The 24,404-nt window shown below is 70.9% G+C and carries 23 protein-coding genes and 1 tRNA gene; 11 read left to right on the forward strand and 13 right to left on the reverse strand.

Going from position 1 to position 24,404, the window contains the following annotated elements:
• The first annotated feature begins 51 nt into the window (after positions 1-51).
• The 5 genes from GWK16_RS09015 to GWK16_RS09035 all read left to right on the forward strand — a co-directional run bounded on the left by GWK16_RS09015 (position 52) and on the right by GWK16_RS09035 (position 4,439).
• Positions 52-2,424: a heavy metal translocating P-type ATPase gene (locus GWK16_RS09015; protein ID WP_170053583.1), complete on the forward strand. Its 2,373-nt coding sequence runs from the start codon at positions 52-54 to the stop codon at positions 2,422-2,424.
• Positions 2,421-2,810 (forward strand): Cu(I)-responsive transcriptional regulator, encoded by a 390-nt coding sequence (cueR, locus tag GWK16_RS09020; RefSeq protein ID WP_168043688.1) that lies wholly within the window; start codon positions 2,421-2,423, stop codon positions 2,808-2,810. The genes GWK16_RS09015 and cueR overlap by 4 nt, the downstream gene beginning before the upstream one ends.
• Positions 2,811-2,815: 5 nt before the next feature.
• The gene (locus GWK16_RS09025; protein WP_170053584.1) at positions 2,816-3,043 is read left to right on the forward strand and encodes a cation transporter; all 228 of its coding nucleotides are present in this window, start codon (positions 2,816-2,818) and stop codon (positions 3,041-3,043) included.
• Positions 3,044-3,122: 79 nt separating this feature from the next.
• Positions 3,123-3,827: a Crp/Fnr family transcriptional regulator gene (locus GWK16_RS09030; protein ID WP_170053585.1), complete on the forward strand. Its 705-nt coding sequence runs from the start codon at positions 3,123-3,125 to the stop codon at positions 3,825-3,827.
• Between the two features lie 63 nt (positions 3,828-3,890).
• A complete protein-coding gene (locus GWK16_RS09035; protein ID WP_170053586.1) occupies positions 3,891-4,439 on the forward strand; it encodes a carboxymuconolactone decarboxylase family protein in 549 nt (182 codons plus the stop codon).
• 72 nt (positions 4,440-4,511) lie between these two features.
• Here the strand turns inward: GWK16_RS09035 and GWK16_RS09040 are convergent, their stop codons facing one another.
• The 4 genes from GWK16_RS09040 to GWK16_RS09055 form a co-directional block, all read right to left on the reverse strand.
• Positions 4,512-6,728, reverse strand: coding sequence for a N,N-dimethylformamidase beta subunit family domain-containing protein (locus GWK16_RS09040; protein WP_170053587.1), 2,217 nt, complete (start codon positions 6,726-6,728; stop codon positions 4,512-4,514).
• A gap of 4 nt (positions 6,729-6,732) precedes the next feature.
• Entirely contained in the window at positions 6,733-8,322 is a 1,590-nt protein-coding gene (locus tag GWK16_RS09045) for an ABC transporter substrate-binding protein (RefSeq protein ID WP_170053588.1), read from the reverse strand.
• Positions 8,323-8,431: 109 nt separating this feature from the next.
• Positions 8,432-9,967: a serine hydrolase domain-containing protein gene (locus GWK16_RS09050; protein WP_170053589.1), complete on the reverse strand. Its 1,536-nt coding sequence runs from the start codon at positions 9,965-9,967 to the stop codon at positions 8,432-8,434.
• Between the two features lie 408 nt (positions 9,968-10,375).
• Positions 10,376-10,846: a PRC-barrel domain-containing protein gene (locus GWK16_RS09055; protein ID WP_170053590.1), complete on the reverse strand. Its 471-nt coding sequence runs from the start codon at positions 10,844-10,846 to the stop codon at positions 10,376-10,378.
• Positions 10,847-11,276: 430 nt separating this feature from the next.
• Between GWK16_RS09055 and GWK16_RS09060 the strand changes: the two genes are divergently transcribed.
• From GWK16_RS09060 to arsB, 3 genes are all read left to right on the forward strand, one after another.
• Positions 11,277-11,648, forward strand: a complete 372-nt coding sequence (locus tag GWK16_RS09060; RefSeq protein ID WP_170053591.1) for a hypothetical protein — start codon at positions 11,277-11,279, stop codon at positions 11,646-11,648.
• A gap of 80 nt (positions 11,649-11,728) precedes the next feature.
• Positions 11,729-12,085 (forward strand): ArsR/SmtB family transcription factor, encoded by a 357-nt coding sequence (locus GWK16_RS09065; RefSeq protein WP_170053592.1) that lies wholly within the window; start codon positions 11,729-11,731, stop codon positions 12,083-12,085.
• Positions 12,082-13,155 carry an ACR3 family arsenite efflux transporter gene (arsB, locus tag GWK16_RS09070; protein WP_170053593.1) on the forward strand — a complete coding sequence of 358 codons (1,074 nt, stop codon included), beginning with the start codon at positions 12,082-12,084 and terminating at the stop codon, positions 13,153-13,155. Before GWK16_RS09065 ends, arsB begins: the two co-directional genes overlap by 4 nt.
• Before the next feature lie 61 nt (positions 13,156-13,216).
• Here arsB and GWK16_RS09075 read toward each other — a convergent pair whose 3' ends face one another.
• Positions 13,217-13,420: a hypothetical protein gene (locus GWK16_RS09075; protein WP_170053594.1), complete on the reverse strand. Its 204-nt coding sequence runs from the start codon at positions 13,418-13,420 to the stop codon at positions 13,217-13,219.
• 449 nt (positions 13,421-13,869) lie between these two features.
• On the opposite strand from GWK16_RS09075, the gene GWK16_RS09080 reads away from it, so the two are divergent.
• Positions 13,870-14,664: an SDR family NAD(P)-dependent oxidoreductase gene (locus GWK16_RS09080; RefSeq protein ID WP_170053595.1), complete on the forward strand. Its 795-nt coding sequence runs from the start codon at positions 13,870-13,872 to the stop codon at positions 14,662-14,664.
• Between the two features lie 210 nt (positions 14,665-14,874).
• Here the strand turns inward: GWK16_RS09080 and GWK16_RS09085 are convergent, their stop codons facing one another.
• Together GWK16_RS09085 and GWK16_RS09090 are read right to left on the reverse strand one after the other, a co-directional pair.
• Positions 14,875-15,135 carry a VOC family protein gene (locus GWK16_RS09085; protein WP_211187209.1) on the reverse strand — a complete coding sequence of 87 codons (261 nt, stop codon included), beginning with the start codon at positions 15,133-15,135 and terminating at the stop codon, positions 14,875-14,877.
• 564 nt (positions 15,136-15,699) lie between these two features.
• Positions 15,700-15,774 (reverse strand) — tRNA-Thr (locus GWK16_RS09090).
• A gap of 124 nt (positions 15,775-15,898) precedes the next feature.
• Here GWK16_RS09090 and GWK16_RS09095 point away from each other — a divergent pair.
• A complete protein-coding gene (locus GWK16_RS09095) occupies positions 15,899-16,891 on the forward strand; it encodes an efflux RND transporter periplasmic adaptor subunit (protein WP_170053597.1) in 993 nt (330 codons plus the stop codon).
• Entirely contained in the window at positions 16,888-18,132 is a 1,245-nt protein-coding gene (locus GWK16_RS09100; RefSeq protein WP_338144440.1) for an ABC transporter permease, read from the forward strand. The genes GWK16_RS09095 and GWK16_RS09100 overlap by 4 nt, the downstream gene beginning before the upstream one ends.
• Here GWK16_RS09100 and GWK16_RS09105 read toward each other — a convergent pair.
• The 6 genes from GWK16_RS09105 to GWK16_RS09130 are packed head-to-tail and all read right to left on the reverse strand — an operon-like array spanning position 18,129 to position 24,241.
• Positions 18,129-18,890 (reverse strand): glycerophosphodiester phosphodiesterase, encoded by a 762-nt coding sequence (locus GWK16_RS09105; protein WP_170053598.1) that lies wholly within the window; start codon positions 18,888-18,890, stop codon positions 18,129-18,131. The genes GWK16_RS09100 and GWK16_RS09105 overlap by 4 nt on opposite strands.
• 14 nt (positions 18,891-18,904) lie before the next feature.
• Complete coding sequence (locus tag GWK16_RS09110; RefSeq protein WP_170053599.1) at positions 18,905-19,726, reverse strand: ABC transporter permease; 822 nt, start codon at positions 19,724-19,726, stop codon at positions 18,905-18,907.
• 2 nt (positions 19,727-19,728) lie between these two features.
• The gene (locus GWK16_RS09115) at positions 19,729-20,664 is read right to left on the reverse strand and encodes an ABC transporter permease (protein ID WP_170053600.1); all 936 of its coding nucleotides are present in this window, start codon (positions 20,662-20,664) and stop codon (positions 19,729-19,731) included.
• Entirely contained in the window at positions 20,665-21,639 is a 975-nt protein-coding gene (locus GWK16_RS09120; protein ID WP_338144441.1) for an ABC transporter ATP-binding protein, read from the reverse strand.
• On the reverse strand, positions 21,636-22,625 hold the full coding sequence (locus GWK16_RS09125) for an ABC transporter ATP-binding protein (protein ID WP_170053601.1): 990 nt from the start codon (positions 22,623-22,625) through the stop codon (positions 21,636-21,638). The genes GWK16_RS09120 and GWK16_RS09125 overlap by 4 nt, the downstream gene beginning before the upstream one ends.
• Positions 22,625-24,241, reverse strand: coding sequence for an ABC transporter substrate-binding protein (locus tag GWK16_RS09130; protein WP_408903909.1), 1,617 nt, complete (start codon positions 24,239-24,241; stop codon positions 22,625-22,627). The genes GWK16_RS09125 and GWK16_RS09130 overlap by 1 nt, the downstream gene beginning before the upstream one ends.
• Positions 24,242-24,404 lie beyond the last annotated feature (163 nt).

Here is a 24,404-nt window from a genome sequence, read left to right on the forward strand (position 1 = left end):
CCTTGACCTTCCCATCATGGGAAACCCCATCTGGGCGGCGAGAGGTTGACCATGCCCGAAGCCCCCCTGTCCGAACCCCGTCTTCTCCTGCCCGTCGAGGGCATGACCTGCGCCGCCTGCGCGCTGCGCGTGCGCCGTGCCCTGACAGCCGTCCCCGGCGTCGCATCCGCCGAGGTGAACCCCGCCTCCGGCCAGGCCGAGGTGCGCGGCACCGCCCCCGTCGGCGACCTCGCCGTCGCCGTCGCCAAGGCCGGCTACCGCGTGCCGGAGGTCACCTTCGACCTCGGCGTCGGCGGCATGACCTGCGCCTCCTGCGTGAAGCGCGTCGAGAAGGCGCTGTCGCGCGTGCCCGGCGTGCTCGAGGTGAGCGTGAACCTCGCGACCGAGCGCGCCCATCTGCGCGCGGTGGCGGGCACCGAGGAAGCGGCGCTCGCCGCCGCGCTGACCCGCGCCGGCTACCGCCTGGTCGCGGCGAGCGAGGCGGCGGCGGAAGATCCCGGTGCGTCGCGCGAGAAGCGCGACCTGCTCCTCGCCGCCGCGCTGACCGCGCCCTTCCTGGTCGGCATGGTGGGCCTGCCCTTCGGCCGGGACTGGATGCCGGGCGGCTGGTGGCAGGCGGTGCTCGCCACGCCGGTGGTGTTCGTGCTGGGCGCGCGCTTCTGGCGTGCGGGCTGGGCCGGGGCGCGGGCCGGGACCGGCAACATGGACCAGCTCGTCGCCATCGGTACCGGCGCCGCCTGGGGCCTGTCGATGTGGCTGCTGCTGCGCCACGGCGCGGCGCACGCCCATCACCTGTACTTCGAGGCCGCCGCCGTCGTCGTCTTCTTCGTGCTGCTGGGCAAGTGGCTCGAGGCGCGGGCGAAGCGCGCGACGGGGGCGGCGATCCGCGCCCTGCTCGGCCTCGCCCCGCGTACCGCCCGGCGGATCGAGGACGGCGCGGAACGCGAGGTGCCGGCCGCGGCCCTTGTCGTGGGCGACCTGGTCGTGGTGCGGCCCGGCGAGCGCATCCCGGCCGATGGCGAGGTGCGGGAAGGCCGGTCCGGTGTCGACGAAAGCGCCCTGACCGGCGAGAGCCGCGCCGTCGAGAAGGAGCCCGGCGCCAAGGTCGCGACCGGCACCATCGCGCTGGACGGCCGGCTGGTGATCGAGGTCCGCGCGGTGGGCGGTGAGACGATGCTCGCCCGCGTCGCGGCGCTGGTCGCCGCCGCCCAGGCCTCCCGCGCGCCGGTGCAGAAGCTGGTGGACCGGGTCAGCGCGATCTTCGTGCCGGTGGTGCTCGCCATCGCCGCGGTGACGCTGGCGGGCTGGCTGCTGGTGGGCGCGGATGCGGAAACCGCGATCATCACCGCCGTCTCGGTGCTCGTCATCGCCTGTCCCTGCGCGCTCGGCCTCGCCACGCCGGCGGCGATCATGGCCGGGACGGGGGCCGCGGCGCGCGCCGGCATCCTGGTGCGCGACGTCGATGCCATTGAGCGCGCGCAGGGCGTGACACTGGTCGCCTTCGACAAGACCGGCACGCTGACCGAAGGCAAGTCGCGACTCGCCGCGCTGCACGCGGCCGAGGGCGTGACCGCGGACGATGCGCTGCGCCTGGCGGGCGCGCTGCAGGCGGGGAGCGAGCATCCGCTCGCCCGCGCGGTGGTCGCCGCAAGCGGCGCCGTGCCGCCCGCGGCCGACTTCCGGGCGCTGCCCGGCCGCGGCGTGGAAGGCGTGGTGGAGGGACGGCGCATCGCGCTCGGCAGTCCGCGCCTGTTGGCCGAAAGCGGCGCCGATGCCGGCGCGCTGGTCGCGGCGGCAGACGCCGAGGCCGCTCAGGGCCGCAGCCTCGCCTGGCTGATCGAGGGTGACCGGGCGCTCGCGCTTTTCGCCTTCGAGGATGCGCCGAAGCCCGGTGCCGTCGCCGCCATCGCCGGCCTGCGCGCCATGGGCATCCGCACGGCGATGCTGAGCGGCGACATCCGCGCCGCGGCCGAAGGTGTCGCCGCACAGCTCGGCATCGACACCGTCGCCGCCGAGGTCCTGCCCGACGGCAAGGTCGATGCGGTCGCCGCCTGGCAGGCCGAGGGCGCGCGCGTCGCCATGGTCGGTGACGGCGTCAACGACGCGCCGGCGCTGGCGAAGGCCGAACTCGGCATCGCCATGGGCACCGGCACCGACGTCGCGATCGAAGCCGCGGGCATCACCCTGCTGCGCGGCGACCCCGCCCTGGTCCCCGCGGCGATCGAGGTGGCGCGGCGGACCCATGCGAAGATCCGCCAGAACCTGGTCTGGGCCTTCGGCTACAACGTCGTCGGCCTGCCGCTCGCGGCCTTCGGCATGCTCTCGCCCGTCGTGGCGGGGGCGGCGATGGCGGCGTCCAGCGTCAGCGTCCTGACCAGCGCCTTGCTGCTCGCGCGCTGGCGGCCGAAGGGAGATGCACGGTGAACATCGGCGACGCGGCCGCGGCCTCCGGCGTCTCGGCCAAGATGATCCGGCACTATGAATCGATCGGCCTGCTCAAGGCCCTGCGCAGCACCAACGGCTATCGCGTCTATGCCGAACGCGATGTCGCGCTGCTGCGCTTCATCCGCCACGCGCGCGACCTCGGCTTCCCGCTCGAGGACGTGCGCCGGCTGCTCGCCCTCTGGCAGGACCGGGACCGGGCGAGCAAGGAGGTGAAGCGGCTTGCGCTGGCGCATGTCGCCGCCCTCGAGACCAAGGCAGAATCGCTGCGCACGATGGCGGCGAGCCTGCGCCACCTGGCCGCGCATTGCCACGGCGATGCGCGTCCCGACTGCCCGATCCTCGACGACCTCGCACGGAAGGAATGAGACCCATGGCCAAGACCGAGAACGCCCCCGCCCTGATCACGCTGAAGGTGGACGGCATGTCCTGCGGCCACTGCGTCAGCGCCGTGACCGCCGCCATCCAGGCGAAGGACCCGACCGCGAAGGTCGTGGTCGACCTGGCCGAGGGCACCGTGAAGTCCGAGACCGTGCTGCCGCGCCACGTCGTGTCGATGGCCGTGGAGGAGGAAGGCTACGAGGTGAAGTCCTCGGACTGAGGCCGCGCGCCACGTTGATCTGAATCAACCTGGGTCCGCGCCGCTCCTGCGATGGTGCCGTCATGCGGATACCAGGCCCATGCCGGCGATACGCAGCGCCAACGGCGTGAAGGACGCCGGCCCCCTCCTCGCGGCAGCGATGCCGGAGGTGCGCGCGCGGCTTCTTGCGGAGGCGAAGCCCCTGCTGGTGCCGCGCGGGGGCACCGTCCTCGCACAGGATGCCACGGCGGATTTCCTCTATGTGCTGACCCAGGGCTCGATCGGCCTCAGCACGGCCGAGGAGGGTGCGAGCGGCACGATGGTCGAGATCCTCGCCCCCGGCGAGGCCTTCGTCATCGCCGCGGTCATGCTGCGTATGCCGAGTCCGGTGACGGCCGCGGCACTCGCCCCCTCCCGCCTGATCGCCATCGAAGCCGAGCGTCTGCGCGCCGCGGCGGCCGGCGATCCCGGCCTGATGCGCGCGGCGATGGAACAGATGGCGCGCCAGTGGCGGTTGATGATCGACCAGGTGGTCGACCTCAAGACGCGCGATGCGACTCAGCGCGCGGCGCGTTTCCTCGCGCGCCGGCTGCCGGCCGCGCGCGGGCCGGTCGACCTGCCCGAACCGCGCGCAGCGATCGCCGCGCGGCTCGGCATGACGCCGGAAAGCCTGTCGCGTGCGCTGCATGGGCTCGAGGCCGCCGGGCTGCTGCGGCTGCACGGCCGGCGCGTCGACGTGCCGGACCGGGCGGCGCTGCTGCGCGTGACGCTGCCGCGCGGCGAGACGCGAGTCCGATCCGCCTGAGGGCTTTCCAGCCTCCGCCCCGCATGGTGCCATGCCCCCGAAACATCGAAGGGGGACATGCCGATGGCCCGTGTGCCAGACATGACGGTCGCCGACCTCAAGGAAGCCGATCGCGACCTGCTCAAGCGCAACATCGCGCTGCATCGCGCGCTGACCAACAGCCCGAACGGGGCGCGGGCCTTCTCGGGCCTCGGCCAGTTCATCCGCTACGGATCGACGCTCGATCCGCGCCTGCGCGAGCTCGCGATCCTGCAGGTCGGCTGGCTCGCACGCTCGGCCTACGAATGGTCGCATCATGTGAAGATCGGCTTCGACTTCGGCGTCAGCGAGGCCGACATCCACGCCCTGATCGCCGAGACCGAGGGCCGCGACAGCGCGCTCGAGCCGCTGGCGAAGCTCGTGCTGCTGGCGGCGCGGGAGGCCTATGCGGGGCCTGGCGTCAGCGAGGGAACCTTCGAGAAGCTGCGCGCGCATTTCGACAATGAGCGCCTGGTCGACCTGGTGCTGGTCATCGGCTTCTACTGCGCGGTGGTGCGGGTACTGGCGTCGCTCGATATCCAGGTGGAGCCGGACTACCAGCCCTATCTGGACAGGTTTCCGCTGCCGACCTGAGGAGGGGCGCCGCCCCTCCTCGCCACCCCGCCAGAGGCCGAAAGGCCTCTGGACACCATCACCTGGGTCGTCTCAGAGCGTGAAGGGAGCGGGATCGGCGAAGCGGCGGACCACGTTGCGGATGAGTTGCGCCGTGGGGTTGGCGTAGCCATCCACCGGCAGCGCGCCGATGAAGTTCATCGACCCCACCGAGAAGACGGCGCCGCCATTCGGCGTCTCGAAGAAGGTCACGTCGGACCGGATCAGGTCCTCCCGCGAGCCAGGCCAGGTGTGGTCGCGGCGTTCCTCGTTGACCGGCTGGTAGCTCGCTTCGTGCACCACGGCGCGCGCGACGATCAGCGCATGGCGTGGCGTGCCGAGGCTGACATCGGCGCGGTCGAGCTCATGCCCCGCCGCGCCGCCGCCCATCAGTCCGCGATCGCCGAAGATGCCGCCGGGCGTGGCGGTGGCTTCCATGCCTTCGCGCAGGAAGGCGACACGCGGATCGAGCATCGCGTCGGTGAAAGTATAGGGATGCCCGTTGTAGTTCCCCTGCGTGCTGAAGCCGACGCCGACGAGGGCCTGCGGCGGCCGCCCGAGCCGCCGCCACAGCCCGCCATAGCCGCCGTCGAAAGCGTGGTAGCCCTCGCCGGGCAGCGTTTCCCACAAGCGGATGCCGCCCTCGGCGCGGCGCAGCTCGAAGGCCCAGGGGCCGCTGCGATGCGGCGCGACGCGCCAGTAGAAGCCGTTGCCGCCGAGGTAGACGAAGCGCCCGCCGGCCGCGAGGTGACCCGCGATGGCGTCCAGCGTCTCATGCGTGTGGTATTCGGGATGCTGCCCGGTCAGCACCACGGCGTAGCGCGACAGCAGCGCCGCGCCTTCGGCATGGACGTCATGGTCGGTGATGACCTCGGCCTCGATCCCGGCGCGGTCGAGCATGTCGAGGATGTAGCTGTCCGCCGCGATCCAGTAGGTGCCCGACCCCGCCGGGTCGGGATCCATCAGGTGGAACTGGTTGACGCGCTTGTCGATCATCGGCCGGCGCATCGTGGACATCACGACGCCCGACCCGTCGGCATGATGGTTGTAGGGCGACAGCCCGTAGTCCGGATGCCCGTCCGGCGCCTGCGGCAGGGCGCCCCAGGCCGCGGCGCGCGGCGCGATCTGCGCCTGGCGGCCAGGCCGCACGAACTGGCTGTAGACCGTGTAGGTCATGGTCGGCGCGAGGAAGGCGACGCGCGCCTTCCGCCCCGGATCCCGCGCGCGGACGAAGAAGGGGATGTTGTCCCGCCCGCCCTCGGTCTCGAGGTGCAGGGCGTAGAGGCCGCTCGGCCAATCCGCCGGCACGTCGAGCGTGAGCGACGGCGACCATCCCGCATCGCCGATGTCGTCGGAATGGAAGTGGATGGCGTCGTAGTGGTGCGGCGCCTCGGTCCAGCGATGCGCGGCGCCTGTCCAGTCGGGGCCGGTCATGGCGCGCGTCGGCAGGTTGTGGCAGCGGCCATGCCAGCGGCCCGGACCGGTGTCGGCGACATCGTCGGTCGGGATGCCGATGGCGAAGTCCCAGTCGGCCAGCACCCCGGCCGGCGGCGGCGCGGCGCCGGCGGCCTGCGCCCCAAGGCTTTCGCCGATGCTCGCGGCGCCGCGCAGGAGGCGCGGGCGGGCGATCTTGCCGTCGAAATGCAGATGCGCGGCGCGCTCGGCCGCGATGGCGGCGCTGCCGACACCGGCGGGCGGCGCATCGCGCGTCGTCGCCTGCGCGGCGGCGGCCTCATCCACATCGAGGCGCTTCGCCCGCGGCGCCTGCGCGACCTCCAGCACGCCGCTCGCGGGGTCGATCCGGCAGGCGATGTCGTGCCAGGCGCGCTCGGTCAGCGGCACGCCGGCCTCGACGATCGTCGTCGCGCCGCCCGACGTCAGCCGCGCGAAGGCGCCGCGCGGCCCAAGGCCCAGCGTCAGCGTCGCACCGCCGCCCGCGCAGGACAGTACCGCCTGCGCGTCGCGCCCCGGCAGCGTCGGCCAGATCGTCGCAGCCAGCGTCAGCGGCGCGTCACCCGCGCCGAGATCCACCGCCGGGACCTCGACCCAGGAGCCGAGCCGTATCGCCTGCTCGGTGCCCTCATGCTCGCCCGCGATGCCGCAGGGCATCGGGATCTCGCGGTATCCGGGCCCGGCCGGGTTCGGATCGCCGCAGAGGATGCGGGCGACGCGCGCGCGATAGCGCCCGCCCCCCGCCACGCCGATCATGAATCGGAGCGCATCGCCCTGGCGCACGCTCCAGTGCTCGGCATAGCCGGTGACGGGCAGCATCGGTTCAGCCGCGCTTCACGTTCCAGAACAGCGGCAGGCCCTTCAGCATGTCCTCCAAGTCGTCGCGATAGGCCGTCGGCTGGTAGAACTGGCCGAGCGGCACATAGGGCACGTCGATGAAGGCCTGGCGCTGCATGTCGCGGCCGATGCGCGCGCGCACCTCGTCGCTGGTGGATTGCAGCCACTCGTCGCGCAGTTCCTCGAGCTTCGCGCTGGTGGACCAGCCGAAGGTCGCATTCAGGCCGCTGCCGCGGATGAAGTTGTGCGCGGCCGGGTTGAACTGGTTCACGCCCGCCGTGTAGGTGCAGTAGGCGTTGTAGCCGCCGCGCTCCGGCACGTCCCGGTTGGCCTGGCGCCGCAGTGCGGACGCCCAGTCCATCGCCGCGTAGTCGAGGTTGATGCCGATGCGGCGGAAGGTGTCGGCGACCACCTCGCTCATCGCGGTGATGGCGGGGAAGTCGGTCGGGCCCATCATCAGGACCTTCTCGCCCTTGTAGCCCGCCTGTTCGAGCGCGCGCCGCGCTGCGGCGAGGTCGCGCGGGCCGTTCAGAGCCTCCATCCCCACATCGCTCGCCATCAGCGATCCCGGCGCGAAGAAGCCGACGCCGGCGCGCCACAGCGACCGGTCGGTGCCGGCGACCGCCGTCATCACGTCTTCCTGGCTGATCGCGCCGAGCACCGCGCGGCGGATCGCCGGATTGTCGAAGGGCGGTTGCAGGTGGTTGAAGCGCAGCATGGCGATGGCGCCGGTGGGATCGAGCACGTCGACCTTCAGCCCGCGCTGGCGCTGCAGCAGCGGCAGCAGGTCGGAGGTCGGCTGCTCCCACCAGTCGACCTCGTTCCGCTGCAGCGCGGCCGAGGCGGTGCTGGCATCGGGGATGGTCAGCCATTCGACGCGGTCGAAGTTCACGACCTTGGGGCCCGCGAGCAGGCTCGGCGTGCCGCCCGAGCGCGGCACGTAGCCGTCGAACTTCGCGTAGACGGCGCGGGACCCCGGCACGCGCTCGCTGGCGACGAAGCGGAAGGGACCGCTGCCCACCATCTCGCTGATCGGCAGGGCGGGATCGGAATTCGCCAGGCGCTCCGGCATGATGAAGGCGACGTTGGCGCCGATCTTGCCGAGCGCATCGGGCAGCAGCGGGAAGGGCCGCTTCAGGCGCCAGCGCACCACGCGGTCCGAGGTCGCGGTGATCTCGTCCGTCACCGCCATGGCGGCGATGCCGAACTGGTCGCGCACGCCCCAGCGGCGCAGGCTCGCGACCACATCGCGCGCGCGCACCGGCTCATTGTCGTGGAACTTCAGCCCTTCGCGCAGCGTCATGACCCAGGTGCGGCCGTCATCCTCGACGACATGGCCTTCGAGCATCTGCGGATGCGCGCGGTACTGCTCGTCCCAGCCATAGAGCGTGTCGAAGACGAGGAAGCCGTGGTTGCGCGTGACGAAGCCGGTGGTCGCGATCGGGTCGAGGATCGCGATATCCGCCTGCGGCACGAAGCGCAGCACGCGCTGGCCCTGCGCCGCGGCGAGGCGCGGCGAGGCGATCGCACCGGCGCCGATGGCGGCGGTGGTCTGCAGGAAGGAGCGTCGTTGCATCGGGGATTCCTCACCTCGGCTTCGGGCCTGCGCGGGGATGCGCAGCGCCGCCGGTCGTGACGGGCGGAGCCTGCGACGCACGCCGCAGGCTGGCAAGGGGCTGCGCGCGCTACACGCGCCGGAAGTCGATGACGCGGCTGCGGTTCGTCGCGATGCGCAGCATCTCGGGTGACCGCAGCCAGAGGCAGGCGCGCCCGGGCCAGGGGAGGGCCCCGACCGGCATGATGGCGCGGTCCGGTGCGAGCGGCGTGAGTGGCACGACGCGATGCAGGGGGCCGCTGCCCATCGCCGCCGTCGCGTTGCCATCCGCCGCGATGGAGACCGAGAGCTCGGCCTGCAATGCCGGCGCGCGCCAGCGGCCGGCGATGTCGCCGGCGAGCCGCGCATCGGACGCGACGGGCTGAAAGCGCCGCGCGGCATGGCCGACGTCACCGACAATGCTGCCGTCGGTGTGGCGCAGCCGCATGGGGAGGTAGGGCGACAGAGCGACGACTTCGCCCTCGGCCGGGCCCGGCAGCAGCGCATCGCGCGATCCCATGAAGGTTGCCGTCCCCTGGTGCAGCTCGAGCCAGGTGGGCCCTTCCGTCTCGACGTAGAGGCCGGCCGGGAGCGACGGCGCGCTGGCGCGCGGCGGCTCGGTGCCGATCAGCCGCGCCATGATCCGCAGGGTGGGCAGGTAGGGTTCCGTCTCCTCGCGGTTCGAGAGGAGGACGACGCCGCTGCCGCTCGCGGGGTCGAGCAGGAAGTGGTTCTTGAAGCCGGGCAGGTGTCCGCCATGTCCGACGAGCCTCGCCCCGCCGAGTTCCGTCACATGCAGCCCGAGGCCGTAATGCGAAGGACGCCCATCCGCGAGGGTGACGGGCGTGGCGAGTCGTTCGAGCACATCGCCGGCAGGTCCATCGCCGCGCAGCAGGGCGCGCAGCCAGGTGGCGAGATCCTCGGCACTGCCGGCGAGGGCGCCGGAGGCCGACAGCGCCATGCCGTAGGAGCCGACGCGCCACGGTGCGTCGGGTGCTTCGCGCCAGTAGCCGTCGGCGAGGCCGGCAACCAACCGATCCCATCCCGCTGGAAAGCGGAAGCCGGTTCCGAGCGCCGCGTTCAGCGCGCCCTCGACCCACGCGGCGAAGACCCCGCCCTGCCGTGCCAGCGCGTGTTCCACCAACCGATAGCCGGTGTTGCTGTAGGACATCTCGCTGCCGGGGGCGAAGTCGAGCCCGGGCAGTTTCGTCGTGAAGTCGTCGAGCGCGGCGGCGTCCACGGCGGCGGAGGCCGGCACGCCGCAGAGCATGTAGCTCTGGAGAAGGTCCGGGATGCCGGCTGTCATCGACAGGGCCCGGAACGGCGGGAGCGCCGCGATGGCGTCTGGCAGCCCCGGGACGAGCCCGCCGAGCGGGGCGTGCAGATCGAGTCCGCGGTGCAGGGCGAAGGCGCAGAGCAGGTGCTTGGTGATCGAGGCGAAGCGGGTCGGCGTATGGGGGCTGAAGGCGATGCCGTGCTGGAGGCTCGCCAGTCCCGCGGACGCCGCGCCACGCACGCCGTCGCGATCAAACAGCAGGATGGCACCGCCGGGTGCCGGGCCGGACGTGTTCCACGACGCTGCGATCGCCTCGGCCTCGGCGCAGGCCGCCGTCCAGTCGAGCCTCATGCGGAGACGGTCCTGCCGCGTCCGATGACGGGCGCAGACGCGCCCGCCCGGGATCGCGCAGGACGACGCGGCATGCGGTGAAGCTTGGCGATATCGGCGCGCACGAGCGATCCCTGCATCTGGCGGGCCGATCCTGCCCGCGGATGCCGTCGTACGGAAGTCCTGGCGGGATGGGTGCTCGTAGGGTGGCCGAATCGATGGGGCGCGCCGTTGCGGTCAAGGCTATCGGGCGATCGGGACCACGCTGGAGATATTCCGCCCACGTCGTCTACGCAGCCGATTCACCGCGACCGATAAGCTGCTGTGGCGGCACCGAATGCGTGGCAGTCGGGCGTCCAGCACAAGGCGGTGAGGCCCTTCCCGCGACGGAAGACCGGCCGGGCGAATGCCCGGCCGGTCGTTGCGACGTCAGCTCCGCTCAGGATAGGTGAAGGCGGGGCGCGCCTTCAGACTGTCCACCGTGGCGCCGGGCAGCATCCAGCGATTGCGCTCGCTGCTCCAGCGGAGGTCGCCCAGCGGCACGGCCACGTAGCGTTCGCCGATGCCGAGGAAGCCGCCGACCGACAGCACGGCGGTCACCGGCCCGCCGGCCTGGCTGATCATGAGGTCGTGGACCTCGCCGACGCTGCGGTTCTCCTCATTGTAGACGTTCGCGCCGATGACGCGGCTCGCGCGGCGGGCGTCGGACGTCGTCGCGGGCGCGGTCGTCACGGCCGGTGCGGTCGTCGTGGTCCGCGGCGCGGTCTGCGGTGCCGGCATCGTGGTCGGCGGCGTCGGGGACGGCGTCGGAGAGGGGGCGGTCTGCGCCGAAACCAGAGCGGGCAGCGCGGCGATGCCGAACGCCAGCGTCGTTCCGAGCATCAGGGTCCTATTCTTCATCATCAACACTCCCTTGCTGGCCCAATCCGTGGGCAGGGGGACAACGTGCGGGATGAACGAGAGTTCACCGCTCATCGGGCTCCTTGTCGGCTTCGCGAAGCGCATCTGCGTGATCACGACGCGCCTTCTCGCGCTGGTGGCCTTCCTTCCCGAAGTCGGGCCCGCCTTCCTTGCGTTCATCCGGACGCAGGCGCGGGTCCGGCCGGTCGGGCGGCGGCGGCGCAGGCACGTCGCGTGGAAGCCGAGGTCGTTTCGGTGTGTTCATCGGCACTCTCCGTCGTGAAGGAGAAGAACGCCGAAGCGGGTCCATGGTTCTCGTCCCTGTCAGGAGACGTCCGCAACCGGATGCCGATCCGCCGCGTTGCGATCACGGTGTCAGATGGGCCGCGGCTGCTTCGCGCGGGCCACGGGTCGAGCGAGGAGGGCGCCCATGCCCATGCATTCGGAAGTCGCCTTCGCCCTCAGTTCGGACGGTCTGTTCGCGGCGCTCGAACTGTCGTCAGGCCCGGTGCCGAGTGTCCTGCATCTGGATGCGTTGGAGCTCGAGGACCTCATCCTTCAGTTGGCCCGCGTTCGCGAGATGATGTGCGACGCCGTTCCCGGCCAGCTCGAACCGGTGTTTCGAGCATCCCGCGTGCGGTCCGCGCAGTGGGTGTCCAGCCGGACGCCGCTGGGCGCGGCACTGTCGCTGCGCGACCCGGGCCTGGGCTGGCTGCATTTCCTGATGTCGCCTGAACAATGCCGCGACTTGGCGGACGCCTTGAACGATCTGGGCCGACCTGCGCCGGATGGGCGCGCCTGAGCCTCGGACGGCGACCGGCGAGGCGGCCGGGGTGTGGCAGCCGGCTAGGCGCGGATCATCATGTCTGTTAGTCTCGACATATGGACGCTGATCAGCTCACCGGGGCCTTCGCGGCCCTGGCGCAGGACACCCGCCTTCAGGTCTTCCGCCTGCTGCTGAACGCCGGACCCGCGGGGCTTCCCGCGGGCGAGGTGGCCCGTCGGCTGGGCACGCCGCACAACACCATGTCGACGCATCTGGCGATCCTGTCCCGGGCGGGGTTGGCGCGGTCCCGACGCGAGAGCCGGCAGATCATCTACACGGTGGACCTGGAGACCGTGCGCGGCCTGGTCGCCTTCCTGGTGCAGGAGTGCTGCGGCGGCCAGCCGGAGCGGTGCGCCGAGCTGCTCGAGGCCGCCATGCCCGCATCGTCCTGCCAGCCGGGGTGCGCGGCATGAGTGCGATCGCCGAAGCCGCGCCGCGGCGCCTGTCCTTCCTCGATCGCTGGCTGACGCTGTGGATCTTCGGTGCGATGGCGCTCGGGGTGGCGCTCGGCGCTGTCGTGCCGGGCCTGCCGGCGCTGCTCGACAGCGCCTCGGTCGGTGGCACCAACGTCGTGATCGCCGCCGGGCTGATCCTGATGATGTACCCGCCGCTCGCGCGCGTGCGCTACGAGGCGCTTCCGGAGGTCTTCGCCGATCGACGCGTCCTGCTGCTGTCCCTGGTGCAGAACTGGGTGATCGGGCCGGTGCTGATGTTCACGCTGGCCGTCGTCTTCCTGCCGGACCGGCCGGACTACATGACGGGGCTGATCCTGATCGGGCTGGCGCGATGCATCGCGATGGTCATCATCTGGAACCAGCTCGCGCGCGGGGACAACCAGTATGTCGCTGGGCTCGTGGCCTTCAACAGCGTGTTCCAGCTGCTGTTCTTCGGAGTCTACGCCTGGTTCTTCCTGGGCGTCCTGCCACCGCTGGTCGGGCTCGAGGGGCGGGTGGTCGACGTCTCCTTCGCCACCGTCGCAGGGGCGGTGCTGCTCTACCTCGGGCTGCCCTTCGCGGCCGGCTTCCTGACCCGGCGCGTGATGATCGCGCGCCGTGGCGAGGCCTGGTACCGCGATCGCTTCCTGCCGCGCATCGCGCCAGTCACGTTGGCGGCGCTGCTCTTCACCATTGTGGCGATGTTCGCGCTGAAGGGCGGCGATGTGGTGCGGCTGCCGTTGGATGCGCTGCGGATCGCGCTGCCACTGGGCATCTATTTCGTTGTGATGTTCCTGGTGAGCTTCTGGATGGGGAAGCTGATCGAGGCCGATTATCCGCGCACCACGGCCATTGCGTTTACGGCCGCGTCCAACAATTTCGAGCTCGCGATCGCGGTGGCGATCTCCGCCTTCGGACTGGCGTCGCCGGTGGCCTTCGCCACGGTGATCGGGCCCTTGGTCGAGGTGCCGGTACTGATCCTGCTGGTCAATGTGGCACTGTGGCTCGGGGAACGCTGGTTCGGGCGAGCGCGTGCATCGGCGTCGTGAGCGCCGGGCGAGGGTCCGGCTTGCGTGCCGACGCCGCTTTCGGCGGGCCGATCCTGCGCATCTAGTGGATTGCAGCCCCGTGCTTGGCGAGAACCTGCCGAACACGTTCACGCAGGATCGAGGATCGCGACCAGGTGAGCGGCAGCAGGTCGGCGATCCCGACCGCGGTTTCGCCGTCGCGGATCGCGGCGCAGGCCTTCCAATAGATTTCGACCTCGGTACCGCGATCGGCCTGGGACGGGATGCGGGGAATTGTGGTCTCCATGTCTGACGCCTCCTTGCCGTTCCGACCAACGCCTGACGGTCAGATCGGGTTGCAGCGAGGTCGACGACGGCCCTTGTCGCGTGCGAGCAACGCCGGGGTCACGATGGCGTGGTGAGCAGCCCGGTTGCCAGCGAGAGGCTCAGTTTCAAGCGGCTGCACACGAACGCGGCCTGCGCCGCCGCCAGGCGCTTCGACCGGGTACGGGCCCCGCTTCGTGGGGCCCCGCAGGTCGCGGCCGGGCACCGGCGCCGCCAGGACGGGCCATGACGTCCGTGCCTGCGATGCCGCACGGCAGAACGTGATGGTCGGCACCGCCTGGCCGCTGTTGCACGCTTGGGCAGCTCGCGCCCTTCATGCGCACCGAGATCGAGACACGGCCTGCCGTCGTTCGCCGCGAGGGTGTACGACTCGACGTCGATCGACCTTGCAGGACTCCAGGGAGAACCGCCATGAGTGATCGGACCTTCACCGGCAAGGTCGCCGCCGTCACGGGCGGCGCGAGCGGCATCGGCGCCGCCTGCTGCCGGATGCTCGCGGCCCGCGGTGCGAAGGTGGCGGTGACGGATCGCGACCTGCCGCGCGCGGAAGCCCTTGCGCGTGAGATCGGCGGCATCGCCGTCGCGCACGACGTCGCGACCATGGCGGCGAACGAGGCCGCCGCCGCGGCGGTCGAAGCGCAGCTCGGCGCGGTGGATATCCTCGTCACGTCCGCGGGTGTCATCCAGCGACCACTGCGTGCGGAGGAACTGCCGGAGAAGGACGTCGAGGACGTCATCCGCATCGACCAGATCGGTACCTGGAATTCCGCCGTCGCCTTCGGGCGGCGCATGGCGGTGCGGGGGCGCGGTGCGATCGTCACCATCGCGTCGATCGCCGGCATCCGTTCCATGCCGCTGCACGCCTATTCGCCGGCCAAGGCGGCGGTGATCGAGATGACGCGCTGCCTGGCCGCCGAATGGGGGCGGTCGGGCGTGCGCGTGAACGCCGTGTCGCCTGGCTTCACCCGGACCCCCGCGCTGCAGGCGGCGATCGACAAGGGTGAGCGCGACGTCTCGCTGCTCGAGGGGAATAGCGCGCTCGGCCGCATGGTGACGCCGGAGGATATCGCGGAAGCCGTCTGCTTCCTGTCCTCGGACGCGGCGGCGGTGATCACGGGCATCAACCTTCCGGTGGATGCCGGTTGGTTGGTGACGGGATCGTGGTCGACCTACGGCGGCTTGCCGGGCCCGCGCGGGAACGCCTGAGGGGTCGGCGCGTCGGCCGCTGGCGGCGGATACTTCGGCGGGCGAGGAAAGTCGCTTCGCCGATGCGCAAGGCGCAGGAGGGACTTGCGTTCTCAGAAGGCCCTCGGTTGCCTTCTGCGCTGACCTGGCTCTTGCGTCCGCGGGGCAGCGGTCCGCGATATCCCGAAGCCGGCCGGTCGCGGCACCGCGCGCGGCAAGCAGGGAGCCGCTTCAACTGGCTGGCGGATAGGGCGGCGAGGGCACCGTCGCGAACGTAATCATGTTGCCGTCGGGATCGCGCACCTGCGCCAGCGTCGAATAGTCGCCCGCGATGTCGTCGCCCAGGGCGATCCCCAGGCCTTGGAGCCGATGACGCTCGGCCGCGACATCGTCCACGATGATGAATATCGCGCCTCTGCTGGCAATTTCATCGTCGGTTGAAAGCCCCACGCCGGCCTGCGCGAAGAGCTCCCATTGCACCAGCGTTCCCATCGGCCTGTTATCCGGTCCACGCCCGAATAGTTTCGTGTACCAAATTTCTGAAGTCGCGAGGTTGGAGGTCAGCAAGAATGTGTAAATTCTGCGCGTGAGCATTCCTGTTCTCCCGGCCAGCCGAAATAGGAATGCCATATCTGCCGGCGGGCTCCCACGATATTCGGCCTTCATCCAGAGAGCCGTTCGGCTGTTGTGGCCCGCCGTCATGCACCGGGGTAGCGGAGTACAAGAACCTCCGGGAACCTTCCTGGCTCGGGCAATCCGTGGGGCTCGTCCCTCCTGGCGCTGTGCTCTGAAAGCTCCTGGAATCTCAACGCCCGTGCCGGAACCAACCTTCTACGCTGAGGCGCGCCGATGTCCCCGATGCGCCGGCTCGGAAGGTGGTGCTGGGCATGCGGTCCCGCAATCGCCACCGACGCGGCGGCGGCGGCAGCGCATCAGCCGGCACTCCCGGCCTGAGCACAAGGCCGGCTGCGCGGCCGTGACGACGCCAGCGAAACTGCCATGGCGGCGTCCGCGCGAGATCCGAAACGTCTGGCGGTGTCCAAGTCCAGCCAGTGCTGGTGCCGGCACGCGGATTTGAACCGCGGACCTACTGATTACGAATCAGTTGCTCTACCACTGAGCTATGCCGGCTCCTGGCCGCCGCGTCTTCCGACGCAACCCGGGCGGCGCGTCATACCCGCGCTCGGCCCAGGCTGCAACCGGGTGTTTCCGACCCAAGCCAGGCCGCCCGTTCCATGCTATTCCATGCCCAGCCATGCGCCGCCGCGCCCTCCTCATTCTCACCATCCTGGTGGCCGCCGGCGGCGCCTGGGCGTGGCGATCCTTGCCGCCCTCTGTTGCAATCGCTGTCGCAACGACCGGCCCCGCGCTGCGGGCCGTCTATGCCACCGGTAGCGTCGAGCCCGTCCATTGGGCCAAGGTCGGCCCCGCCGTCCGGGCCCGCATCACGGCGGTGATGGTTGAGGAAGGCCAACGCGTTGTGGAAGGTCAGCCCATGGCCCGCCTCGATGACCGCGAAGCCCTCCACCGGGTCGAGGAAGCGGATGCTCGTGCGCGCTTCGCCGAGGATGAGCTCGCCCGCACCCGGACGCTCGTGACGCGGGAGGTCGCCTCGCGCTCCGCCCTCGATCGCGCCGAATCCGAGGCGCGGGCGGTGCGTGCCGCCGCCGATGCCGCCCGTCGGCGCCTGGACGACTACATCGTCCGCGCGCCATCCGCCGGCCTGGTCCTGAGGCGCGATGCGGAAGTGGGGGAGGTCGTCGACACGCCCGCCGCGCTGTTCTGGATCGGCGAGCCGCGACCCCTGCGCGTCACCGCCGAGGTGGACGAGGAGGACATCGCGCAGGTTCGTGAAGGCCAGCGCGCCCTGCTGCGCGCCGACGCCTTTCCCGGCCAGGTCCTTCCCGCGACCGTCGGCCAGATCACGCCGAAGGGCGACGCCACGCGCAAGGCGTATCGCGTGCGCCTCAACCTGCCGGACGATACGCCCCTGCTGATCGGCATGACCGTCGAGGCGAACATCGTCCTGCACCAGACCGACGCGGCCGTTCTGATTCCGCCGGCCGCGGTGCGCGATGGCCATGTCTTCCTCGTCCGCCGCGAGCGGGTTGAATCGCGCAGGGTCGAACTCGGCGTGCAGGGCGCGCGCTCGGTCGAGGTCCTGCGGGGCCTCGCGCCGGGGGACATGGTCGTGGTCGATCCGCCCGCAGGCCTGGCGCCTGGCCAGCTTGTCAGGCTGCGGTCGTGAAGCTGCTGCTCGACCTGGCGCGCGGCATGCTCGCGCGGCGGCGCCGGCAGACGATGGTGAGCGTCACGGGCGTCGCCCTCGGCGTCGCCTTCTTCATCGCCATTGCATCCTTGATGCGTGGTTTCCAGACGTACTTCATCCAACAGGTCATCGATGTGCAGCCGCACGTCGTCATCAAGGACGAAACGCGGACGCCGCCCGCCCAGGCCGCGGAACTGGCCGTCGCCGAGGGCGCCGTTTCCATCAGCGGCGTGAAGCCGCGGGACCGCGTGCGCGGCATCCGCGCATCGGGGGAGAAGCTCGCCACACTCGAGGCCATGCCGGGCGTCGCCGCGGCCCCGATCCTGACCGGTCCGGCCCTGCTGCGCTACGGTGCGCGCGACCTGAGCGTCACGATCACCGGCATCGATCCGCAACGCTATCGCCGCGTCGCCAACCTCGAGAAGGACATGGTCCAGGGGCGCCTCGAGGATCTGCGTTCGGCGGCGAACGGGCTGATCATCGGATCGACGCTCGCCTATCGGCTCGGCGTGCAGCTGGGGGATACGGTCATCGCCGTCTCCCCGCGGGGCGTGACGCTGCAGATGAAGATCGTGGGCATCTTCCACACCGGCCTCGTCAGCCTCGATCAGACGCAGGGCTACGCGCTGCTGAAGGTCAACCAGGTCCTGCAGGACCGCAGCAATGTCGTGAACCAGATCCTGCTGCGCCTGGACGACGTCACCCAGGCCGAGCCGCTCGCCCGACGGATCGAGGCGCGCTTCGGCGACCGCACGGAATCCTGGGAGGAGCAGAACCGCAACATCCTGACGGTCTTCGTCATCCAGAACGCCATCATGTACAGCGTGACGGGCGCGATCCTGCTGGTCGCCGCCTTCGGCATCTACAACATCATCTCGACCGTGGTGTTCGAGAAGACGCGCGACATCGCCATCCTGAAGTCGCTCGGCTTCACGGAAGGCGACATCCAGGCGTTGTTCCTGCTGCAGGGTGCGATCGCCGGGCTGCTGGGCGCCGTCCTGGGCTGCCTTCTCGGGCAGTTGATGATCGAAGGCCTGGCGCAGGTACGCTTCGCCACCGAGACGCCTGCGGGCAACGATCGCTTCATGCTGGCCGAGGACTGGCGGATCTTCGCCGTTGCGTCCGGTTTCGCCATCGTCTCGGCCGGGATTGCGGCCGTGATCCCGGCGCGGCGGGCCGCGCGGCTCGATCCCGTGCAGATTGTCCGCGGGGCCGCTTAGGGCGCGACCCCGTCCGGCGCTCCGCGCATGTCGAGGGCGGCGACGGGGTCGTCGCTGGTGAAGATGTCCACCCCGAGGTCCAGCACGCGCCGAATGTCCGCCGCGTCCTTCAGGCCCCATGCGCCCGGCGACAGGCCGGCGGCGCGCGCTGCGGACAGGACGCCCGCATGCAGCAGCGAATGGTGGATGCCGATCCCCGACGCGCCGCAGGCCCGCGCCGTGGCGAAAGCCATGTCCATGCCGATGTCGTGCCAGACCTGCGGCGCGCAGAGCCAGATCAGCGTGCCGCCGAAGCGCTTCGTATCGCGGATCGCGGCGACCATCGGCGCCTGGAAGGAGGTGATGGCCGCTTGGCCGAGCATCCCCTCGGCCTCCAGCACGTCGAGCACCTTCGGACCGATGCCCGGATAATGGATGCGGTCGGCATCGGCCTTGATCTCGACGCGCAGCAGGATCGGCGTGCCGCGATAGATGCGCACCACCTCGGCCAGGGTCGGGACGCATTCGCCATGGGCGCCGCGCAGGCGGATGCGACGCAACTCCGCGAGGGTCCGCCCGCGCACGGGGCCGCGCGCATCCGTGGTGCGGTCCAGCATCGGGTCGTGGATCACGACGCATTCGTCGTCGGCCGAGAGCTGGACGTCGAATTCGACCTGGTCGACCGTGAGCTTCGCCGTCTCGCGGAAGGCCATCAGGCTGTTCTCTGGCCAGAGGTAGGAACCGCCGCGATGCGAGGCGATCAGTGTGCGATGGGCCATGGAGATTCTTCCCTTCAGCGGAGCGTGGGATCGAGCCGGTCGCGCAGCCAATCCCCGAGGATGGAGACCGCGAGGGTCGTCACCACGATGGTGATGGAGGGCGCGAGCAGCACCCAGGGTGCGCGCGTGAGGTACTCGCGCCCGTAGCCGACCATCGAGCCCAGCGACGTCGCCGGCGGCTGCACGCCGAGCCCGAGGAAGGACAGGCCGCTTTCGAGCAGCACGATCTCGGGGAAGGCGAGCGTCATGGAGACGATCAGGGTGCTCGCGATGTTGGGCAGGATATGGCGGCCATAGATGCGCAGCGGAGAGGCGCCGAGCTGCCGCACGGCGGCCGCATAGCCCTGCGCGCCGGCGCTGATGGCGAGGCCGCGTGAGATGCGTGCGTAGCGTTCCCAGCCATGCAGCCCCAGCAGGCAGATGAAGAGCGGCAGCGAATTGCCGAAGAAGGCGAGGACGGACAGCGCCAGGACCAGGAAGGGCATGCTCGCCTGGAAGTCGACCAGCGCGAGGACGACATGCTCCACCGCCCCGCGGAAATGCGCGGCGAGGAAGCCCAGCGCCGTGCCGAGCACGGCGGCGATGATGCAGGCGCCGAAGGCGATCAGCAGCGACATGCGGATCGAATGCACCAGGCGCGACAGCACGTCGCGGCCGAGCTCATCCGTGCCCAGCGGATGCGCCCAGGTCCCGCCGAAGCCGATGGGCGGCGACAGCCGCGCCCGCAGGTCGAGTGCCGTGTAGGAATAGGGTGCGGCGGCGTCGGCGAGGATGGCGACGCCGAGCATCAGCACGACCCAGGCGAGCGCCAGCGCGACCAAAGGCGGGATGCGCATGGTCAGCCCTTCCCCCCGCCGCGCGCCGTGCGCAGCCGCGGATCGAGCACGCCGTAGAGCAGGTCGACGATGAAGTTCGACGTGACCATCGTCGCCGCCACCAGCAGCAGCACGCATTGCACGACGGCGAGGTCGCGGTTGGACACCGCGACCACCAGCAGGCGGCCGACACCGGGCCAGGAGAAGACGCTTTCGACGACGACGGCGCCGGCGATCAGGCTGCCCACCATGAAGCCGACGATCGTCACCGTCGGGATCGCCGCATTGGGCAGCGCATGGCCGCGCACCACGGCCCGCCAGGACACACCCTTCGCGCTCGCCGTGCGGATATAGGGCTGGCCGAGCACCTCCAGCATCGCCGAACGGGTGAAGCGCGCCAGCACCGCCGCCCCGCCGATGCCGAGCGTGATCACCGGCAGGATCGCATGCCGCCAGGAATCCTGCCCACCCGAGGGGAGCCAGCCGAGTTGCACCGCGAAGACCAGCACCAGCAGCAGGCCGAGCACGAAGGACGGCACGGCGAAGCCTGCGACGGCCATGACCATCACCACCCGATCCGTCGCCGAGTTGCGATGCAGCGCCGCGTAGACACCCGCCGGTATGCCGATGCCGACCTTCAGCGCCAGCGCGGGCAGGGTGAGGGCGAGTGTCGCCGGGATACGTTCGGCGACCAGGTCGATGGCGTCGCGCCCGTCCCGCATCGATTGCCCGAGGTCGCCCTGCAGGATCGCGCCGAAATAGCTGAAGTATTGCACCCAGAGCGGCCGATCGAGGCCCCAGGCCTCGCGGAAGGCGGCGACGGCTTCGGGCGGGGCATCGACGCTGAGGATCAGCAGCGCGGGATCGCCCGACAGCCGCAGCACCACGAAGGCGAAGGTGACGACCATGACGATGGTCAACGCGGCGCGCAGCAGGCGCCCGGCGATGAAGCGCAGCATCTAGGCAGCCTCTCCCATCGCCTCGCCCTGCGCGACATGGCAGGCGACGCGGCGCCCGTCGGAGGCGCGCGGCTTGAGTTCGGGCACAACGCTGCGACACAGGCCCACCGCCACCGGGCAGCGTGGATGGAAAGCGCAGCCTGGCGGGCGCGCTGCCGGGTTCGGCGGGTCGCCCTGCAGCACCTGACGCCGCGCCGTCCGCCCCGGATGCGGGATGGCCGAGACCAGCGCCTGAGCATAGGGGTGCGCGGGATCGCGCAGCACGGCGTCGGGCTCGCCTTCCTCGACGATGCGGCCGAGATACATGACGGCGACGCGGTGGCTGACCTGCCGCACCGCGCGCAGATCGTGGCTGATGAACAGCATGGTCAGCCGGCGTTCCGCCTGCAGGTCGATCAGCAGGTTCATCACCTGCGCCTGGACCGAGACATCGAGCGCGCTGATCGGCTCGTCGCAGACCAGCAGCGCCGGATCGGTCGCGAGCGCGCGCGCCAGCACCGCGCGCTGCCGCTGTCCCCCGGAGAGCTCATGCGGGTAGCGCGCGGCGAAATCCTCACGCAGGCCGACGTCACGCAGCAGGCCGGCGACGCGGTCCTGCGCGCCGGCCATGCCGTGGATCTCGAAGGGTTCGGCGATCTGCGTGCCGATGGTCAGGCGGCGATCCAGCGCGCCGAGCGGGTCCTGGAAGACCATCTGCATCCGCGCCCGCTGCGCGCGCCAGGCGGCGGAGCCGACCGGCGGCACGGGCGCGCCATCGAAGCGGACGGTACCTTCGTCGGGCGCCTCCAGCCCCAGCACCAGCCGCCCGGTGGTCGACTTCCCGCAGCCGGATTCGCCCACCAGCCCGAGCGTCTCCCCGCGTTCGAGCCGCAGCGACACGCCGTCGACGGCGCGCAGCTCCACCTGGCGGCCGAGCAGGCCGCGCCGCATCGTGTAGCGACGCACCAGGCCTTCGGCTTCGAGCAGCGCCGTCACGCCGCTGCCAATCCGAAGGCGGGCGGCACGTCGGCCCCCAGGATGCGGCAGGCGGCGCGCTGGCCAGGCGCGACGTCGACCAGCAGCGGCACCTGTTCGTCGCACAGGGACGCACGGCGCGGGCATCGTGGGCCGAAGGCGCAGCCGGGCGGCAGGGCGCGCGGTTCGGGCACGCTGCCGGGGATTGCGGCCAGGTGCTGGCGCGGCAAACCATCGAGTGGCGGCAGCGCTGAGAGCAGGCCCTGCGTGTAGGGATGCGCCGGCGCGTCAAACAGCCGCGCGGAGGACACTTCCTCGATCACCAGGCCGGCATACATCACGGCAACGCGGTCGCAGGTCTCCGCCACCACGCCGAGGTCGTGCGAGATGAGCACCAGCGCCATGCCCGTCTCGGCGCGCAGGGTCGCGAGCAGGTCGAGGATCTGCGCCTGGATCGTCACGTCGAGCGCGGTGGTTGGTTCGTCCGCCACCAGCAGGCGCGGCCGGCCGGCGAGCGCCATGGCGATCATCACGCGCTGGTTCTGCCCGCCCGACAATTCGTGCGGATAGGCCTCCATGCGGTTGCCCGCATCGGGGATGCCGACCTGGTCGAGCAATCGTCGCGTCTCCGCACGCGCCGCGGCACCATCCATGCCGCGGTGCAGGCGCAGCGCCTCGCCCACCTGGCGGCCGATGCGGTGCACCGGGTTCAGGCTGCTGGCGGGATCCTGGAAGATCATCGCGATCTGCCCGCCGCGCACCCGGTCCAGCAACGGCATCGGCGCGCCGAGCAGTTCCTGCCCGTCCAGCACCACGCTGCCCGTGACCTGCGCCTTGCCGGGCAGCAGGCCGAGTGCGGCGAGCCAGGTGACCGACTTCCCACAGCCGGATTCGCCGACAAGGCCGACCGCCTCGCCCGAGCCCACGGCCAGATCCACGCCCCGCAGCACCGGGACGCCGTCGAAGGCGACGCGCAGCCCGCTGATGCGGACGAGGGGGTCGTCCATCAGCCGCGACGACCCCAGTTCGCCGCGGTGAAATCCATGAAGAAGGACTGCGCCGGCTTCCAGGCGATGTCCTTGCGCTTCGCCGTCAGGTTGGTGGTCTGGTGGAGGACGATGTAGGCGGGGTCCTCGCGCTCGGCGATCACCATCATGCGCTGGAAGGCGCGGCGGCGCTCGTCGTGGTCGACGGAGCTGTCGAGCACCTCCGACAGCCGGCCGAATTCGTCGTTGCGCCAGGCGCCGACCTGCCATTGCTGGCCCTGCGGCCCGTGGTTGTTGGGCAGGGAGGAGACGGGATCGTTGAAGGTCGCGGAATTCGACCAGTCCCAGATGCCGCGCTGCCCCTGGTTCGACAGCACTTGCGGGAAGTTCTCGCGCATCTCGATGGCGACGTTGATGCCTACCTGGCGCCAGCCCTCGACCAGGATCTGCGCGGTGGGGACCTGCGCCGTGTAGTAGTTGTTGAGCAGGCGATAGGGGATCGGCTCGCCGCGATACCCGCTCTCCCGCACCAAGCGGCGCGCTTCGGCGAGGTCGTATTTCGGCACCTCCCAGTCGCGGAGGAACATGGTGCCGTAGAATTCGAACTGCAGGCCCTTGGGGACCTGCGTGCGGCGGTCCCACAGCGCGTCGACGATCGACTGGCGATCCACGGCGTGGGACATGGCGCGGCGCAGGAGCGGGCTGCGCAGCGCCGGCTGGTTCTTGTCGAAGACGGAGATGCGGTGGTTCATCACCGCGCCGCCGACGACCTCGTGCCGCGCGCTGCGCTGTACGGTCGTGATCTGGTCGGGCGGAATGTCGCAGGCGAAATCCGCCTCGCCGGAGAGCAGCATGTTGATGCGGCTCGCGACCTCCGGCACCTCGACGAAGCGGATTTGCCGCAGCGGCGGCCGCCCGCCCCAATGGTCGTCGAAGGCGACGAGGGTGAGCGACTGGTCCGGGCGGAACTCGGTGACGCGATAGGGCCCGGTGCCGACTGGCTTGCGCGCCCAGTCGAGCCAGCTCGGCGCGGCGTCGAAGGCGGCCTGGGACATGATGACGCCGATGCTGCGCGCGAGGCGGCCTTCGAGCGTCACGTCCGGCGTCTTGTTCACCCAGCGGACGGTGCGGGGGTCGACGATCTCGAACTTCTCGAAGCCGGGATAGGCGCGGCGGGCGATGGCCGGCACCTCGGGCGGCGGGGCCTTGCCCTGGCTGCGGCCGGGCGCGGCGCCGAACATGTTGCGACTCTGGTCGCCGCTGCCCCACATGCGTTCCGGACCGAAGGAGAAGACGACGTCCTCGGCCGTGACCGGCCGGCCGTCATGGAAGCGCGCGCCCTGCCGCAGGGTGAACTCGACGGTGCTGTGGTCGATGCGCCGCCAGGATTCGGCCAGCGACGGCCGCAACGCGAGGTCGCCGATCCAGTCGATGTCGATCAGGCTCTCGCTGAAGCTGCCGGAGACGCGGGTGCCGACATTCGACTGCTCGCGCAGCGGTTCCAGCACGTTGCTGTTGGCGAGCTTCTGCACCGCCACGGTGATCGCGGGCCGCTGATCGGCCTGCGCGATCGCAAAGCGCGGCAAGGTCGTCGCCGCCGCTGTCAGCGCCATGCGCCGCGTCAATCGCATGTCCATGTCCCGGTTCTTTCCTCCGCGGAGGGGATGATACGCAAGCTTCGCCGCGCTGTCAGGGGCGACGAGCCGCTTCGCGGCGGCCGTGATTGACGACCGCCGAGACCGGTTGTCCACGGAAGGATTGATGACATCGGGACCCGGCCGCAGCTTCATGCTGCGCCGT

The sequence above is a fragment of the Neoroseomonas marina genome (assembly GCF_012927745.1).
GTDB lineage: Bacteria > Pseudomonadota > Alphaproteobacteria > Acetobacterales > Acetobacteraceae > Neoroseomonas > Neoroseomonas marina.

Excerpts from the sequence above, each read along its gene's own strand:
- GWK16_RS09015 (WP_170053583.1), top strand. The coding sequence starts at position 52 with ATGCCCGAAGCCCCCCTGTCCGAACCCCGTCTTCTCCTGCCCGTCGAG.
- GWK16_RS09025 (WP_170053584.1), top strand. The coding sequence starts at position 2,816 with ATGGCCAAGACCGAGAACGCCCCCGCCCTGATCACGCTGAAGGTGGAC.
- GWK16_RS09030 (WP_170053585.1), top strand. The coding sequence starts at position 3,123 with ATGCCGGCGATACGCAGCGCCAACGGCGTGAAGGACGCCGGCCCCCTC.
- GWK16_RS09035 (WP_170053586.1), top strand. The coding sequence starts at position 3,891 with ATGGCCCGTGTGCCAGACATGACGGTCGCCGACCTCAAGGAAGCCGAT.
- GWK16_RS09040 (WP_170053587.1), bottom strand. The coding sequence starts at position 6,728 with ATGCTGCCCGTCACCGGCTATGCCGAGCACTGGAGCGTGCGCCAGGGC.
- GWK16_RS09045 (WP_170053588.1), bottom strand. The coding sequence starts at position 8,322 with ATGCAACGACGCTCCTTCCTGCAGACCACCGCCGCCATCGGCGCCGGT.
- GWK16_RS09050 (WP_170053589.1), bottom strand. The coding sequence starts at position 9,967 with ATGAGGCTCGACTGGACGGCGGCCTGCGCCGAGGCCGAGGCGATCGCA.
- GWK16_RS09055 (WP_170053590.1), bottom strand. The coding sequence starts at position 10,846 with ATGAAGAATAGGACCCTGATGCTCGGAACGACGCTGGCGTTCGGCATC.
- GWK16_RS09060 (WP_170053591.1), top strand. The coding sequence starts at position 11,277 with ATGCCCATGCATTCGGAAGTCGCCTTCGCCCTCAGTTCGGACGGTCTG.
- GWK16_RS09065 (WP_170053592.1), top strand. The coding sequence starts at position 11,729 with ATGGACGCTGATCAGCTCACCGGGGCCTTCGCGGCCCTGGCGCAGGAC.
- arsB (WP_170053593.1), top strand. The coding sequence starts at position 12,082 with ATGAGTGCGATCGCCGAAGCCGCGCCGCGGCGCCTGTCCTTCCTCGAT.
- GWK16_RS09075 (WP_170053594.1), bottom strand. The coding sequence starts at position 13,420 with ATGGAGACCACAATTCCCCGCATCCCGTCCCAGGCCGATCGCGGTACC.
- GWK16_RS09080 (WP_170053595.1), top strand. The coding sequence starts at position 13,870 with ATGAGTGATCGGACCTTCACCGGCAAGGTCGCCGCCGTCACGGGCGGC.
- GWK16_RS09085 (WP_211187209.1), bottom strand. The coding sequence starts at position 15,135 with ATGGGAACGCTGGTGCAATGGGAGCTCTTCGCGCAGGCCGGCGTGGGG.
- GWK16_RS09095 (WP_170053597.1), top strand. The coding sequence starts at position 15,899 with ATGCGCCGCCGCGCCCTCCTCATTCTCACCATCCTGGTGGCCGCCGGC.
- GWK16_RS09105 (WP_170053598.1), bottom strand. The coding sequence starts at position 18,890 with ATGGCCCATCGCACACTGATCGCCTCGCATCGCGGCGGTTCCTACCTC.
- GWK16_RS09110 (WP_170053599.1), bottom strand. The coding sequence starts at position 19,726 with ATGCGCATCCCGCCTTTGGTCGCGCTGGCGCTCGCCTGGGTCGTGCTG.
- GWK16_RS09115 (WP_170053600.1), bottom strand. The coding sequence starts at position 20,664 with ATGCTGCGCTTCATCGCCGGGCGCCTGCTGCGCGCCGCGTTGACCATC.
- GWK16_RS09125 (WP_170053601.1), bottom strand. The coding sequence starts at position 22,625 with ATGGACGACCCCCTCGTCCGCATCAGCGGGCTGCGCGTCGCCTTCGAC.
- GWK16_RS09130 (WP_408903909.1), bottom strand. The coding sequence starts at position 24,241 with ATGGACATGCGATTGACGCGGCGCATGGCGCTGACAGCGGCGGCGACG.